Source organism: Streptomyces gobiensis (genome assembly GCF_021216675.1).
GTDB classification, from domain to species: Bacteria; Actinomycetota; Actinomycetes; order Streptomycetales; family Streptomycetaceae; genus Streptomyces; species Streptomyces gobiensis.
This window is the reverse complement of sequence record NZ_CP086120.1, coordinates 4,010,494-4,024,638: the sequence shown is the minus strand read 5'-3', so window position 1 is coordinate 4,024,638 and position 14,145 is coordinate 4,010,494. Positions and strand designations below refer to the sequence as shown.

Genomic DNA, 14,145 nt, shown 5'->3' with positions numbered 1-14,145 from the left:
GCCCGGAACCGTCACGTCACCCGGCACCGCCGTGCGCGTCGCCTGCGGGGGCACCCCACCCCGTCCCCTCCCGCCGTCGCCCGACTGCCTCAGTCGCGCCGGTACTGCGCCGGGGAGTCCTTCGTCGCCGGGTCCTCGTACGCGCCCACTGTGCCCCGGTCCACGTGGAACGTGGTCAGGGTGGACACCGGCGAGTGCGGGTCCCGCCGGTCGCCGATCACCCGCATATGGGTGGACCAACGTTCCGGGGTGACCTCGTACACGTCGTAGCCGTAGCGATTGCCCTCGAAGTACTGCAGATGCGGATTGCCCTTACCCATCAGCGGACCGTTGGTCTTGTTCCACTCCGCGCTGTACGCCCCGGATGTCACCGAATGGGCGGTGAATTCCGTCCCGATCACGGGCGACGAGACATCGTCATAATCCGGCCGGACGTCGTCGACAAACGCCGAGTGCCAGTCCCCGGTGATCACCACCAGATCCTCCAGCCCGGCGTCATGCGCGTAGCTCAGCACTTCCTTCCGCTCCGCCAGGAAGCCATCCCACTGATCGGTGAACATATATGAGCCACCCGGCCGCGACCGCAGCTGACTGAGCATGATCGAGTTGGCCCAGCAGTGCCAGGCGTCCGGGGCCCGGTCGATGCCCTGCTTGAGCCAGCCCTTCTGCCCGCCACCCAGGATCGTGCCGTCCGGCAGATTCTGCGCCGACCGGTACGAGCGCAGATCCAGCACGGTCAGCTCCAGCAGATCGCCCCAGCGGCGGGCCCGGTGGATGACCGGATCGGGCAGCGCCGACTCGCCACCGTCACGGTGTGGCATGTGCTCATACCAGGCCTGATACGCGGCCGCCCGGCGCTTCAGCAGGGGCGCGCCTTCACCGCTGCTGCTGTAGTCATTGACCACCTCATGGTCGTCCCAGGTCAGGAACCACGGATGAGCGGCATGCGCCTCGCGCAGCGACGCATCGCCCTTATAGAGCGCGTGCCGCTTCCGGTAATCGGCGAGGGTAAAGGTCGGCGGCCCATTGTGATCACGGACATGATCACCGCCGACCGGACCGTGCTCGTAGATGTAATCCCCCAGATGGACGACGAAGTCCAGCTCCTCACGCGCGATCCCCCGAAACGCCGCGTAATAACCATCATGGAAAGCCTGGCAGTTGGCAGCGGCGAACCGTACCTTGGGCACCGCTCCGACCGCAGCCGTCTTCGTCCTGCCCACCCGGCTGGTCTTCCCGAGCGCCGTGAACGCGTACCAGTAGTGCCGTCCCGCGCGCAGCCCGCCGACCGGCACATGCACGCTGTGCCCAAGCGTCGCCGACGCGGAGGTGGTGCCCCGGGCGACCACCTTGCGCAGCTCCCGGTCCTCGGCCACCACCCAGCCGACCTCAACAACCTCCGCCAGCGGCTGCTGTTCGGCGAACGGTTCGGGCGCGAGCCGCGTCCACAGCACCACCCCTGTGGGCATCGGGTCCCCCGAGCCCACCCCGAGCGTGAACGGCGCCGGGTCATAGTCGGCGCCCAGCGCCTCGGCGGCCTCCCGGGCCTGGGCCGGGGACAGCCCGGCGCTCAGCGGCCAGACGACACCCAGTGCGCCTGCGGCTCCCGCCGCCTTGAGCAGGTCACGTCGATTGAGCTTCATGCCGGGCCTCCAGCAGCCGTCAGGGTGAGTGATATCCCGTCCGCGTAGCCGTCGTTGGACGTGCCGCTGGTCCGGGTGAAGACGAGCAGCACCCGCGCGGTGCGCGCACCCGGCGGCACGGCGGCCCGGGCGGTGCGCTTCACGAACCCGGTCCGGTTGCCCCGTTCCCCGGCCGTCACCGGCCCCAGCACGGCAAGGGCGACCGGCGTGCCCTTGCCGTCCCGGAACTCCACGGACAGCCGGGCCCCGTCCTGCTGCCCGGCATATCCACCCAGCCACCCGGTAGCCGTGAACCGCACCTTCCCGGCGTCCACCGCCCGGCGGCCGGGCAGCTCAATGTCCTGAACCAGCGCGGTACGCGGGGAGTTCCCACCCCCGAAGAACCGGCTGCCACGCTGCGGCGGCCCGGGATCGGACGGCGTCGGATAGCCCCCACCGAGGTCATACCGGATAAGCGCGGGCGCGCCCTCCTCAATGCTCCAGCCCGGGACCGAGTTGACGGGCTCCGCCGTCCCTCCCGGTCCGCTCTCGGCATCTCCGTTCACGACAAGGTTCACAGGGATTCCGCCTCCTGGTGGTCGATGGTGTGCGCAGCACATCACAGCGGACCCGGCTGAACCATGGGTAAAGAGCAACAAACGAATGACACTTGTACAGACAACACACTCCCCGCCCTACGCGGTACCGCGCTGCCGTCTGCCCCGGCAGCGCGGACACCGGCACGGCGGAAACGGAAAACACTCAACAGGCGGCCCCTCCGGCGGCTTCACCTCCCGCCACTGCCGGACCACCACCCGCTTGCCATCGGAACGGACCCGGTACACCCGCAGCCACATCACAGGGCGCCCTCTCCGCCCAAGAGCCTCCGCAACTCCTCAGAAGCGAAGAGCACCCCGAGCGCGAAGACCAGTTCAGGAGTGGTGACCATCCACGTCTGCCCCATCGCATCCTGATGAGCCTCACCGTGCCCCTCCTCCAGAACACAGGGCAGCCGAGACGCGACCAACGGCGACGTCTCCTGCCACTTCGGCCGCCGGGCACCACAGAGGTACTTATCGGCGCTCACCACGCCTCCACCACCGACATATCGGGAATGAACCACGGCCCCACACCCACCCCCGGAGCCATCGCGATGCGCCGCTCCCGCTCCTCATGGGCAATGAGATACGGGCGAACGAGCGGCGTCGCGTCCCCGTCAAAGATCTGCGGCAGCCGCGCACCCCGGGGCACGACGTAGAGGGCCCGGCGCACCGGGTACGGCACCAACAACGCGGGCAGTGCGGGCGGTCGAGCGTCACGCCGGAATCGGCCCCCCACCCACGCGGCACAGCGGCGGATGAGGTGGTCAATCTTGCTGTTCATGGCTCATAAGGTGCTGGCGCACGGCTACCGTCGGGAGTAACTGAGTCGATACACGCGGTGGTGTATCGGGAAGGTGGGGCTGTTGTGTCAGTCAATAACTCCCAGCCGCCGATGGCCTGGCGGTACGGAGGCAACCAGCTCAAGATGTGGCGCACGAACGCGGGGGTGACACGCGAGGAACTGGGCAACGCGGCCGGGTACTCGCCCGATACCGTCAAGTCGATGGAGCAGGGCGTCCGGATGCCAACACCGAGACTGCTGGATGTGGCAGATGATCTACTCCAGGCGAACGGGCTGCTGCGCGCGGCGAAGCAGTACCTTCGGCGGGAAAAGTTCCCATCGCGGTCACAGGACTACATGAGGTATGAGGCCGAGGCCATCGGCCTGCTGTGGTACGAATCCCTACTCGTTCCTGGCCTCTTGCAGACCGAGGAGTACGTACGGGCGCTGATCGGCAGTCACTTTCCGCCAAAGGATGTCGAGTGGGTCGACGAACGGGTCTCGGCCCGCCTCGAGCGACAGCAGCTCCTCACCCGCAAGAACCCGGTGGCCTTCAGCTTCGTCGTCTACGAAGCCATCCTGCGTACTCCAGTGGGCGGCAGCGAGGCGCACAAGCGTCAGCTGCTTCACCTGCTGGAGGTGACACAACTGCGCAATGTGTCACTCCAGGTGCTGCCGTTCAATCGGGCCATGCCCGCAGCGCTCGAGGGCCCAATGGTGCTCCTGGAGACCGAGGAACACGAGCACTTCTCCCTCGCCGATGGCCAGGGGGTGAGCCAGTTCACCTCCGACCCGACTGTGGTCAGCACGCTGACCCAGCGCTATGGCAAGATCCGCGAAGAGGCCCTCTGCACTGAAGAGTCCCTGCACTTCATCGAGCGAATGGTGGACGACCTATGAGCACCGAGCTGGCCTGGTTCAAGTCGAGCTACAGCGACAGTGAAGGCTCTGCCTGCGTCGAAGTCGCCCTCTCCTGGAGCAAGTCCAGCTACAGCAACGACGAAGGTGGCGCCTGCGTCGAGATAGCCACCTGTCCCCACAGCATCCACGTCCGGGACTCCAAGGACACCCCCGGCCCCCAACTCACCTTCCCCGCTCCCGCCTGGTCGGCCTTCATATCCCACACCGCCGCTTACACGCCCGCCAACCCATCGGCTACCAGACCATAATTCCCTTAGCAGGCATACCGCGTGAGTCGCGGATTTTATCAACTAGGCCCTGCCTAGTGGCGGAATCAATAAAGGAACCCACTACCCAATCTGTTTGACATCCGCTGCCACACGGGCAGAGAATCTCCTCGACCACCGACGGCACTTGACCATCACAGGCACTGCGTCATTGAAGCAGCACGGGGATCAACGAGTACAAGGAGCAGGCGCTTTGTTAGGTTTGCGACCTGAATAGCCTTCCCCTCCTCTCTCCCCGAGTTGAACAAGCACGCACCCCGAGACGGAACATGTTGCTTTCGGGCCGCTAAAAACGGGAGAGGGACCGAATGAGGAGAACAGCAAAGCGCTGTCTGAACATAGCGACAGTAGGCGCAATCTCGGCGGCCGCCATCCTAGTCATGGGACCGCAGGCTCACGCCGCCGCTAAGATCACTGAGTTCTGCACTCAGCCTTTCGCGCCCGAAGGCATGGGGTGCTTCTACTCCGACGGAGACAGGGTCAGGGTCGCAGACATCACACGTGACGGCCTCCGGGCCGTGGCCGAGATCAGAGTTGGCGGGACAAACGAGTACAGGGAGTGCCACGACTCCAATGGAGCGGACAACGGCTACACCTGGTGCAACTTCAATGTTACCGAGAATCGCGCCATGTCAATCCAGATAGTGGCACGAAATGGCGCTAATGGACCCAACAAGATGCAGGGCGTTATCGTCTTCGGGAACACTTCGGGCCGCTAGCACAGGAACATGAAGGTAGGGGCGTCCAACTCTCTTGAGGACACCCCTACCTTCACTGTAGGGACTTACAGGACCTTCGACAGGAAGCCCTTCGTCCGCTCGTGCTGCGGATTGGTCAGCACATCGCGCGGGTGTCCAGCCTCAACAACCACACCGTCGTCCATGAAGACCAGCGAGTCACCGACCTCACGGGCGAAGCCCATCTCATGGGTAACGACGATCATCGTCATACCCGACTCGGCGAGGTCGCGCATGACGTCAAGCACCTCACCGACCAGTTCCGGGTCGAGCGCCGAGGTCGGCTCGTCGAAGAGCATCAGCTTCGGTTCCATCGCCAGCGCCCGCGCGATCGCGACGCGCTGCTGCTGGCCGCCGGAGAGCTGGGCCGGGTAGTTCCCGGTCTTGTCACCGAGGCCGACACGGTCGAGCAGCTTCCTCGACCGCTCCCGGGCGACCGCCCTGGTCTCGCCCTTGACCTGAACAGGCGCCTCCATGACGTTCTCGAGCGCCGTCATGTGCGGGAAGAGGTTGAAGCGCTGGAACACCATGCCGATGTCCTTGCGCTGGGCGGCGACCTCGCTCTCCTTCATCTCGTAGAGTTTGTCGCCCTTCTGGCGGTAGCCCACGAGATGGCCGTCGACGTAGAGCCGACCCGCATTGATCTTCTCAAGGTGGTTGATGCACCGCAGGAAGGTGGACTTGCCGGAGCCGGACGGGCCGACCAGGCAGAAGACCTCCTGCGGGGCGACCTCCAGATCGATGCCCTTAAGGACCTCAACCAGGCCGAAGGACTTGTGAACAGCTTCCGCCTTCACCATGGCGTGCTTGCTGCTGGACTGCTTGCCCAGATCGGCGCTCATACGGTGGTACCTCCCACCTTGCTCGGCGTACGGAACGAGGTGAGCTGCCCCTTAATGCGCTGCAGCGGCGTCGGGGGCAGTTCCCGGTCCGCGCCACGGGCAAAGTACCGCTCCAGGTAGTACTGCCCGATGCTGAACAGTGTAGTGAGCAGCAGGTACCACAGGGTCACCACGATCAGGGACTCCATCACCGCCAGGGTGCGGGACCCGAGGTTCCGGCCGGCCAGGAAGAGCTCGTTGAGCCCGATAGCGAAGGCCAGCGAGGAGGTCTTGAGCATATTGACGAACTCATTGCCCGTGGGCGGAATGATCACCCGCATGGCCTGCGGCAGCACGATACGCCGCATGGTCTTGCCGTTATTCATGCCCAGCGCGTGAGCCGCCTCGGTCTGCCCCCGGTCCACGGACTGAATACCGGCTCGGCCGATCTCCGCCATATACGCGGCCTCGTTGAGGCCGAGCCCAAGGAGCGCGGCCAGGAAGGGCGTCATGACGTCGATCATCTCGTTCTTGTAGATGAACCCGAGGTCCAGATACTCGAAGATGAGCGACAGGTTGAACCAGAGGAAGAGCTGCACCAGCACCGGGGTGCCACGGAAGAACCAGATGTAGCCCCAGGCCACGCTGTTGAGCACCGGATTGGGTGATAGCCGCATCACGGCGAGCAGCATGCCCAGTACGACGCCGAGCACCATGGAGAGCACGGTGATCCACAGGGTCATCGCGGCGCCCTTGACGAAGAACTCGTTCGTCAGGTACTCGCCGACTACGCCCCAGTCGATCTTGGCGGTGACAAAGGCGTAGGCCAGCGAGGCCAGCAGGAGGACCACGACGGCGGCACTGATCCACCGTCCGTAGTGCCGGACCGGGATGGCCTTGATCGCCTCGGGAGGAATGTCAGCTGGGAGGTCCACAGGGGTGGTGGTCCCGCCGCCGCCATCGGCGGCGGGGACCTTGTCGTGTGGTTCGGTCACAGGAGTGTTGCCTTAAATCGTCGGTTGAGGGGATGTCCGGCGAGAGTCACTTGCCCGCGTTGACGGTGGCCTTCTCTATGGCGCCCGTCTCGGCGTTCCACTTCTTCAGGACCTTGGCGTACTCACCGTTGTCGATGATCTCCTGTACCGCGGCCTGCAGGGCGTCCCGCAGCTCCTTGTTCTTCTTGTTGACCGCGATGCCGTACGGGGCAGCGTCGATCTGGTCGCCGACGACCTCGAAGAGCTTGCCGCCGCCGGCAGTCAGCTCGTTGTAGAGGGCGACCGGGAAGTCCGTGACCACGGCCTGGGCCCGGCCGGTCTGCAGCTGGGTGATCGAGTCCGTGTCCTCGTCGGAGACGAAGGGCTTGATCTTCTTGTCGCACTTCTTCGACTGGTCCTTCACCAGCGTCTCGTTGGCGGTGCCACGCTGCGCCGCGACGGTCTTGCCGCAGAGATCGTCGAGGGTCTTGATGCCCTCGGGGTTGCCCTTGGCCACCAGGATGGCGGAACCGGCCTTGAAGTAGTCGACGAAGTCGGCGCCGCCCTCGGCGTCCTCGCTGGCGCCCTGCTGGCGCTCCTTGGTATCAGTCATCGCCGACATCACGATGTCATGGCGGCCAGTGTTCATACCGAGGACCAGCTGGTCGAAAGTGCCGTTCGCGAACTTGAACTCCACGCCCAGCACGTCACCCATCGCCTTGGCGATATCGGGATCAATCCCGGTGACCTGCTTCTTCTCGTCATAGAACTCAATCGGCGCATAAGCGATGTCCGAGCCGACCTTGATGACGCCCGCCTGCTGGATCTTCTTCGGCAGCTTGTCGAAGAGCGGGGCGTCGGAGCTCTTGGCCTTCTGCGTGCCCCCGCCGCCCTCGGTCTGGTCGCCGCAGGCGCTGAGCAGCAGGGCGCCAGTGACCGCGATAGCTCCGACCGCGGCAAGGCGTCGTCGCGCGGACGGGCGGGAGGTTGTGCTGGCGGTCATCGTGGTTCCTCCTGCAAAAATGCGAGAGCAGTAAGTGAAGCGAGTCACATACATTCGAGTGTCGCAACCATGTGCGATGAGGGTGATGTGGGAATCTTGCCATCCGGAACGCACCCCGGTGGGAGCCTGCGATGTCAAAATCGGATAACAGATACCGGTAAGCGGACATTGCCTCGGCCATCTGCCATGTCCTGAACAGAGCCGCCGAGCAGTGGGGAGCGGGTCCCGCTCCTGGTGGCTGCGGGTTGATGTAGAAGCTACGGGCGCCTCGACAGGCCCGACAAGCCGACTTCCTTGCGCCTGACGTGCGATTTATTGCGTGCTTCACGCCTTTTCCAGTGATCTGTTGCCGCGCGGTTCAGGCGGCGGCCCCACACCTCCCCCCTCCTACCGAAGGTCCGCACCTGGCACTTAAACCCATTTTGGACCGCTATACACAGCATTGCCCCAAGCTGTGGTGACCGCATGTCCGCCAGTCTTTGTCCATGTGTCAAAAGTGACTCGTACGCGGTAGCCCTCATCCGGTACAAAGGGCAGTTACACCCCTCACCCGGGGACCCAGGGCGCGTGTGCGGCGCGCCCGGCGTCCGTACCTCCCCCTGGACGGTGGCCATCCACCGAACAGGAAGCGGACGTGGTACCCGCCCGCGGCTCAACAGGGCAGCGATACCCTCGGCATATATAGGAAAAAGGGGTCACAAAGTGGCAGCGGAGATCGTCAATCCGCAGAGTGAGCTGGATGAGGACGCTATCGATCCGGCGTTCGCTCTGCACCGGGGCGGCAAGATGGCGGTCCAGGCGACCGTGCCGGTCCGGGATGCGGATGACCTGTCCCTGGCGTACACACCGGGTGTGGCAAAGGTGTGCAGCGCCATTGCGGAGCAGCCGGAGCTCGTTCATGACTACACCTGGAAGTCCCAGGTCGTCGCGGTCGTGACGGACGGCAGCGCGGTGCTCGGGCTCGGTGACATCGGGCCGGAGGCATCCCTCCCCGTGATGGAGGGCAAGGCCATCCTGTTCAAGCAGTTCGGTGGCGTTGACGCGGTCCCGATCGCGCTGGACACCCAGGACACCGACGAGATCGTCGAGACCGTGGTCCGGCTCGCGCCCTCTTTCGGCGGTGTGAATCTGGAGGACATCTCCGCCCCGCGCTGCTTTGAGATCGAGCGGAGGCTCCAGGAGCGCCTGGACATCCCGATCTTCCATGACGATCAGCACGGCACCGCCATCGTGACGCTCGCCGCGCTGCGTAACGCTGCGCGGCTGAGCGACCGCCCACTCGGCGAGCTCCGTGCCGTGATCTCCGGCGCGGGCGCCGCCGGTGTGGCCATCGCCAAGATCCTGGTTGAGGCCAGCATCGGCGATGTCGCGGTCTGTGACCGCAAGGGCATCGTCTCGCAGGACCGCGAAGACCTCACCGACGTCAAGCGCGAGCTGGCGGGCTTCACCAATCAGGCGGGACTCTCCGGCTCCCTGGAATCCGCACTGGACGGCGCCGATGTCTTCATCGGCGTCAGCGGCGGTACGGTGCCTGAGCCCGCGGTCGCCAAGATGGCGCCCGGCGCGTTTATCTTCGCGATGGCGAACCCGACGCCGGAGATCCACCCCGAGGTGGCGAAGAAGTACGCCTCTGTCGTCGCCACCGGGCGCAGCGACTACCCGAACCAGATCAACAATGTGCTGGCCTTCCCCGGCATCTTCGCGGGCGCGCTCCAGGTCCGGGCGTCCCAGATCACCGAGGGCATGAAGCTCGCCGCGGCGGAGGCGCTGGCTGCCGTCGTCGCCGATGAGCTCAGCGCGGACAAGGTCATCCCGTCGCCCTTCGACGAACGGGTGGCCCCCGCGGTCACCGCGGCCGTGGCGGCCGCAGCCCGCAAGGAGGGCGTCGCCCGCCGCTAGGTGGGTGGGGTCGGGGGTCGCGCCGGGGTACCTCCTCGCGGCTCGCGCGTGGTCCAGCTCCGTACATGTACCCGGTGACAGCGCTCGTCCGCTGCGGGGGCACGCCCGGCACGACCCCCTCCGGCCGTCCCGACAGACGCCCCCGCCGGGCCGCAGCCGCGCGACGGCCGAAGGGGCCGCGGCGGGCGTGCCCCCGCAGGCGACGAGCGCTGTCGCCGGGCCCCGCACGGAGCTGGACCACGCGCGAGCGCCGAGGAGGTACCCCGCCGCGGCACCGACCCACCCACACACCCGGCGCCTCTCCGCCGCGCGGTGGTAGCCGTACTAACGCAGGCCCAGCACCATCGTGTCCTGCGGCGACGCCCAGACCGTCCGCGCCTCCGCGAACCCCGCGTCCCGCAAGGCCCGGATGTGCCAGCCCGGCGACTGCATCTCGCCGTCATCGTGGTCGCCGTCCGCCGGGTTACCGAAGATCTTGAAGCGCTCGGCCACCACCCCGGCCAGCGCCGGGTCCCCGGCGGCGGCCTGCCACCAGTCGATCCAGTCCTGCCTCCCCGTGGCCTTCTCCCGCTCCCGCCGCGCCTTGTCGAACGCGTGAGCAGCCGCGTTGATGCAAGGCGTGGCACCATCCGGCATATGGTCGGCGTTGAGGAACACGCCGCCGTCCCGCACCACACCAGCGAGCTGCCCGTACAGCGTGGCCAGCTCGTCCGTGCGCAGCCAGTGCAGCGCGGTGGCGGTGAGCACCGCGTCATACGCACGGTGGGGCAGCTTCCCGGCCCACTCGGGGTCCCGCAGATCCACGCTGATGAACTCCACCCGGTCATCGCGCGCGAAGTGCCCCCGCGCGATGGCGAGCAGGGCCGGATCGAGATCGACGCCGGTGGATCGCGCCTTGGGGAAACGTCCCAGCACCCGGTCCGAGATACTGCCTGTGCCACACGCCAGATCGAGCACCTGCGGCTCGCGGCCCACCAGGGCCTCGACCGTGTCGAGCATGACCCGGAAGCGCTCCTCGCGATCAGGGAGGTACCACTCCTGCTGCCGGTCCCAACTGCTCTGCCAGGCCTGCCAGTCCACGTGTGTGGTGGTGTCCGTCATGATTACCCCTCCGTACGTAATAGGCTGGAACGAAGAGAGCCCCTTACCCCCTCGCCCTTGACCCTAACTCGCCGCCGTAAGGACTACAAGTGGAACTGACCTATTACGCCGACTTCGCCGTGCGGCTGGTCAACACCGAACAGCCGGTACGGGGGGAGGACACGCTCACCTCCGTCGAAGCCGTACGCGGGCTCTTCGGCGCCAACCAGCAGACCGCGCGCAGGGCCTCGGAGGCGGATGTGACCCGGCTCCGGGCCGTACGGACCCGGCTGCGCGCGGTCTTCACGGCGGCCGCCGAGGGCGATGAGGTACGCGCCGTGGACCTGCTCAACGCCCTGCTGATGGAGTACCCGACCAGCCCGCAGATCTCCGGCCATGAACACCGGGACAAGGACGACAAGCCCAAGTGGCATATGCACCTGGCCGAGAACCCGGCCACCGCGACCGCGGGCTATGCCGCCATCGCCTGTATGGGGCTGGCTTTCAGCCTCACCGATCTCGGCGTCAACCGGCTCGGCATCTGCCAGGCCGACCCTTGCCGCAACGCCTATCTCGACACATCGACCAACCGCTCCCGGCGCTACTGCTCGGACCGCTGCGCGACCCGCGCCAATGTCGCCGCCTACCGGGCCCGCAAACGTCTGGAGAGCGGCCGCACCGCCGAGAAGGCCCAGCCGAGCGCGGAGCCGACCGACCGCTGACCCTCCCGCGGCGGCCGCAGGCGCACGGATGCCCGGGCTACGACCAGTTCGTCCGGTACGACACCGAACTCCCGGCTGTCGTTCTCCACGTACGGATTGTCCCCCCGCACCCACCAGCCGCCCCGGCGCCGTCCCACGATCCGCTTGACGATCAGCAGATCGTGCTGGAACGGGTGCCGCAACACCACGACATGCCCCGGCCGCACCGGCACCCCGTACCGCAGCACCAACCGGTCCCCGGGCCGTAGCGTCGGCACCATCGACGGGTTGTACACCTCGGCCAGTCCGATACGCCCCAGCACTGAAGTCGCCTCCGGTCTGTTCCTCCAGTGGCCCCAGTCCAACCTCAGACTTTCGCCCTAATCCCTAGGGGCCACACGCGAAAAGGTTCCCCGCAGGGAGTAATCTCGCACGTGAGAAGACGATCACGAGGAAGGACAGCTCTATGCTTTCCCGTCTGTTCGCCCCAACGGTGAAGGTCAGCGCTCACTGCGACCTCCCCTGCGGTGTGTACGACCCGGCCCAGGCCCGCATCGAGGCCGAGTCGGTCAAGGCCATCCAGGAGAAGTACCAGGCCAACGAGGACTCGCACTACCGGTCGCGGGCCACCACCATCAAGGAGGAGCGCGCGGAGCTCGCCAAGCACCACGTCTCGGTCCTGTGGAGCGACTACTTCAAGCCCCCGCACTTCGAGAAGTACCCGGAGCTGCACCAGCTGGTGAACGACGCCCTCAAGGCCCTGAGCGCGGCCAAGGGGTCGACCGACCCGGCCACCGGGCAGAAGGCCCTGGACTACATCGCCCAGATCGACAAGATCTTCTGGGAGACCAAGAAGGCCTGAACAGCCCGTTTTGTTCCGGTTTCCCGCCGACCGCGTCCGTTCCCCACCGGGTACGGGCGCGGTCGTCGTATCGGCCGGGCCATTCACCCGCGCGGCTCAAGGTGCACAGGTGACGGCAGTAGGCTGTGCCGTTCGCACCGCCGCACGGAAGAGATGACGATGGGGACAACGACCCTGCACAGCGAAGGCGACCGGCACACCCTGCGCTTCGAGCGGGTGTACCGGCACCCGGTGGAGGAGGTGTGGGCGGCCGTCACCGAGCCCGACGGGCTGGCCGGCTGGTTCCCGGCGCGGATCGCCTATGACGAGCTGGCGGCAGGCGAGTCGATGACGTTCACCTTCGAGGGGGATGACGATCCGCCGACCATGGGGACGATCACCGAGGTGCAGCCCGCGCGGGTGCTCGAGTTCACCTGGGACGGCGACCCGATCCGTATTGAGCTTGAAGCGGCGGGCGAGGGCGGCGAGAAGTGCCGCGTCATCTTCACCAATAGCTTCCAGGGGCGGGAGTGGGCTGTCCGGAACGCGGCGGGCTGGCATATCTGCCTGGATATGCTGAAGTCCACGCTCGCCGGGGAGCAGCCAAAGACGCCGGTGGGTAAACGGCAGTCGCAGCTGCTCAAGGAGTACGAGGCACAGTTCGGTGGCCGGGTGCAGGGCTGAGCCAGGTCCGCTGGCAACTACCCGGCCCGTGCCGCGATTTGGCGTCGGGTGACGGTCCAGGCCCGTCCTGCACCAACGCGTATCCGAACCAGCGCTGATCCAGGCGTGCCCGCCTTCGATAAGTAAGCGCTCACCAAGCCCCGCTGAGGCCCCCTACCCGTCGTGGGGCGGTGAAATCCGGAGGATGCTGAAGGCCAAAGGATCGTACGATCAGCCGCAGCAAACGCAGCGAACGCAGCAAGCGCAGTGATCGAACGGAAGGGTCTCCCTTGCCCGAGCCCGCTCCCCAGCCCGCGCTCCCGCCCGCCACGGCATCTATGTCGCTTCTGGTCGCCGCCGTGATCGTGCACGACCGGGAGAGCGACCGCGTCGTGCTTCTCCAGCGTGGCCCGGGCGCCAAGTTCGCGCAGGGCAAGTGGGACCTCCCCGTCGGCAAGAGCGAGCCCGGCGAGCCGATCACCAAGACCGCCGTCCGGGAACTCCGCGAGGAGACCGGCCTGGTCGTTGATCCGGCCGATCTCCGGCTGGCCCATGTGGTGCACGGCGCGCTGGGGGCCGAGGCGCCCAGCGGCTATCTCACCGTGGTCTTCGTTACGCACACCTGGTCCGGCGAGCTGGTCAACGCCGAGCCCGCCAAGCACAGCCAGGTGCGGTGGGTGGCCGCCGATGCCGTTCCTGCGGACTCGGTGGAGCCGACCGGCAGCGCCATCGCCCGGTATCTCACAGGCGGCCACGAGGTGTTGCTCACTGGCTGGTCATAGCGGCAAGGCAGCCGGGCCGGGCTGGCGGTGCGGTCAGCTGATCACCTCGTTCATGGTCCGGCAGGCCTCGGCGCAGCGGCGGCAGGTCTCCGCGCAGATCCGGCAGTGGTCATGGCGGGGATGGCGCTCGCACTCGTCCGCGCAGCTGGTACACGCCTGGATACAGGCGTCAAGCTGTGCCCGGGTGAGGTTCGCGTCGTAGCCGGTGTGCCGGGACAGCACCCGGGCCGTGGTCTCACAGATATCCGCGCAGTCCAGATCGGTACGTATGCACTTGGCCAGCTCGCCGATCTCCATCTCGCTCAGACAGGAGTCGCCGCACGCGGTGCACGCCTGCGCGCACTCCATGAGCACCTGGACGGTATCGGAGATCAGATCCCGGTCGAGGTTGATCTCCATCGGGTAGCTCTCGGTCATCTCGCGTACGGGCATGGGCTTGCCTCCCTCTGGGT

General features: G+C 66.5%; 19 protein-coding genes. 9 read left to right on the top strand and 10 right to left on the bottom strand.

From position 1 onward, the window contains the following. Nucleotides 1-89 precede the first annotated feature (89 nt). From test1122_RS18880 to test1122_RS18865, 4 genes are all read right to left on the bottom strand, one after another. Nucleotides 90-1,643, bottom strand: coding sequence for an alkaline phosphatase D family protein (locus tag test1122_RS18880; protein ID WP_232270347.1), 1,554 nt, complete (start codon nucleotides 1,641-1,643; stop codon nucleotides 90-92). Then, nucleotides 1,640-2,200, bottom strand: a complete 561-nt coding sequence (locus test1122_RS18875) for a phosphoesterase (RefSeq protein ID WP_232270346.1) — start codon at nucleotides 2,198-2,200, stop codon at nucleotides 1,640-1,642. Before test1122_RS18875 ends, test1122_RS18880 begins: the two co-directional genes overlap by 4 nt. A 278-nt stretch (nucleotides 2,201-2,478) precedes the next feature. Next, the gene (locus test1122_RS18870; protein ID WP_232270345.1) at nucleotides 2,479-2,709 is read right to left on the bottom strand and encodes a hypothetical protein; all 231 of its coding nucleotides are present in this window, start codon (nucleotides 2,707-2,709) and stop codon (nucleotides 2,479-2,481) included. After that, a complete protein-coding gene (locus test1122_RS18865) occupies nucleotides 2,706-3,005 on the bottom strand; it encodes a hypothetical protein (protein ID WP_232270344.1) in 300 nt (99 codons plus the stop codon). The genes test1122_RS18870 and test1122_RS18865 overlap by 4 nt, the downstream gene beginning before the upstream one ends. Nucleotides 3,006-3,089: 84 nt before the next feature. Between test1122_RS18865 and test1122_RS18860 the strand changes: the two genes are divergently transcribed. The 3 genes from test1122_RS18860 to test1122_RS18850 all read left to right on the top strand — a co-directional run bounded on the left by test1122_RS18860 (nucleotide 3,090) and on the right by test1122_RS18850 (nucleotide 4,911). Further along, a complete protein-coding gene (locus tag test1122_RS18860) occupies nucleotides 3,090-3,905 on the top strand; it encodes a helix-turn-helix domain-containing protein (RefSeq protein ID WP_232270343.1) in 816 nt (271 codons plus the stop codon). Then, on the top strand, nucleotides 3,902-4,174 hold the full coding sequence (locus tag test1122_RS18855) for a DUF397 domain-containing protein (protein ID WP_232270342.1): 273 nt from the start codon (nucleotides 3,902-3,904) through the stop codon (nucleotides 4,172-4,174). The genes test1122_RS18860 and test1122_RS18855 overlap by 4 nt, the downstream gene beginning before the upstream one ends. Before the next feature lie 326 nt (nucleotides 4,175-4,500). After that, complete coding sequence (locus test1122_RS18850) at nucleotides 4,501-4,911, top strand: hypothetical protein (protein WP_232270341.1); 411 nt, start codon at nucleotides 4,501-4,503, stop codon at nucleotides 4,909-4,911. Nucleotides 4,912-4,976: 65 nt separating this feature from the next. Here test1122_RS18850 and test1122_RS18845 read toward each other — a convergent pair whose 3' ends face one another. The 3 genes from test1122_RS18845 to test1122_RS18835 are packed head-to-tail and all read right to left on the bottom strand — an operon-like array spanning nucleotide 4,977 to nucleotide 7,727. Continuing rightward, on the bottom strand, nucleotides 4,977-5,771 hold the full coding sequence (locus test1122_RS18845; protein WP_277879855.1) for an amino acid ABC transporter ATP-binding protein: 795 nt from the start codon (nucleotides 5,769-5,771) through the stop codon (nucleotides 4,977-4,979). Next, nucleotides 5,768-6,745, bottom strand: a complete 978-nt coding sequence (locus test1122_RS18840; RefSeq protein WP_422397010.1) for an amino acid ABC transporter permease — start codon at nucleotides 6,743-6,745, stop codon at nucleotides 5,768-5,770. Before test1122_RS18840 ends, test1122_RS18845 begins: the two co-directional genes overlap by 4 nt. A 46-nt stretch (nucleotides 6,746-6,791) precedes the next feature. Further along, the gene (locus test1122_RS18835) at nucleotides 6,792-7,727 is read right to left on the bottom strand and encodes an ABC transporter substrate-binding protein (protein ID WP_232270340.1); all 936 of its coding nucleotides are present in this window, start codon (nucleotides 7,725-7,727) and stop codon (nucleotides 6,792-6,794) included. Between the two features lie 702 nt (nucleotides 7,728-8,429). Here test1122_RS18835 and test1122_RS18830 point away from each other — a divergent pair. Further along, nucleotides 8,430-9,626: an NAD(P)-dependent malic enzyme gene (locus tag test1122_RS18830; protein ID WP_277879854.1), complete on the top strand. Its 1,197-nt coding sequence runs from the start codon at nucleotides 8,430-8,432 to the stop codon at nucleotides 9,624-9,626. Between the two features lie 324 nt (nucleotides 9,627-9,950). Here test1122_RS18830 and test1122_RS18825 read toward each other — a convergent pair whose 3' ends face one another. Beyond that, a complete protein-coding gene (locus test1122_RS18825; protein WP_232270339.1) occupies nucleotides 9,951-10,727 on the bottom strand; it encodes a class I SAM-dependent methyltransferase in 777 nt (258 codons plus the stop codon). A gap of 89 nt (nucleotides 10,728-10,816) precedes the next feature. Between test1122_RS18825 and test1122_RS18820 the strand changes: the two genes are divergently transcribed. Beyond that, nucleotides 10,817-11,428, top strand: coding sequence for a CGNR zinc finger domain-containing protein (locus test1122_RS18820; protein WP_232270338.1), 612 nt, complete (start codon nucleotides 10,817-10,819; stop codon nucleotides 11,426-11,428). On the opposite strand, the gene sodX is transcribed toward test1122_RS18820, so the two are convergent. Further along, a complete protein-coding gene (sodX, locus tag test1122_RS18815; RefSeq protein WP_422397088.1) occupies nucleotides 11,350-11,688 on the bottom strand; it encodes a nickel-type superoxide dismutase maturation protease in 339 nt (112 codons plus the stop codon). The two genes, test1122_RS18820 and sodX, sit on opposite strands and share 79 nt — an antisense overlap. Nucleotides 11,689-11,873: 185 nt before the next feature. On the opposite strand from sodX, the gene sodN reads away from it, so the two are divergent. From sodN to test1122_RS18800, 4 genes are all read left to right on the top strand, one after another. After that, complete coding sequence (gene sodN, locus test1122_RS18810) at nucleotides 11,874-12,269, top strand: superoxide dismutase, Ni (protein ID WP_232270336.1); 396 nt, start codon at nucleotides 11,874-11,876, stop codon at nucleotides 12,267-12,269. 159 nt (nucleotides 12,270-12,428) lie between these two features. Further along, a complete protein-coding gene (locus test1122_RS18805) occupies nucleotides 12,429-12,932 on the top strand; it encodes an SRPBCC family protein (RefSeq protein WP_232270335.1) in 504 nt (167 codons plus the stop codon). Beyond that, a complete protein-coding gene (locus tag test1122_RS26860) occupies nucleotides 12,929-13,030 on the top strand; it encodes a snapalysin family zinc-dependent metalloprotease (protein ID WP_422397087.1) in 102 nt (33 codons plus the stop codon). Before test1122_RS18805 ends, test1122_RS26860 begins: the two co-directional genes overlap by 4 nt. 219 nt (nucleotides 13,031-13,249) lie before the next feature. Next, nucleotides 13,250-13,693, top strand: coding sequence for an NUDIX domain-containing protein (locus tag test1122_RS18800; protein ID WP_232270334.1), 444 nt, complete (start codon nucleotides 13,250-13,252; stop codon nucleotides 13,691-13,693). A gap of 33 nt (nucleotides 13,694-13,726) precedes the next feature. Here the strand turns inward: test1122_RS18800 and test1122_RS18795 are convergent, their stop codons facing one another. Then, nucleotides 13,727-14,125 (bottom strand): four-helix bundle copper-binding protein, encoded by a 399-nt coding sequence (locus test1122_RS18795; protein ID WP_232270333.1) that lies wholly within the window; start codon nucleotides 14,123-14,125, stop codon nucleotides 13,727-13,729. Between the last annotated feature and the right edge of the window lie 20 nt (nucleotides 14,126-14,145).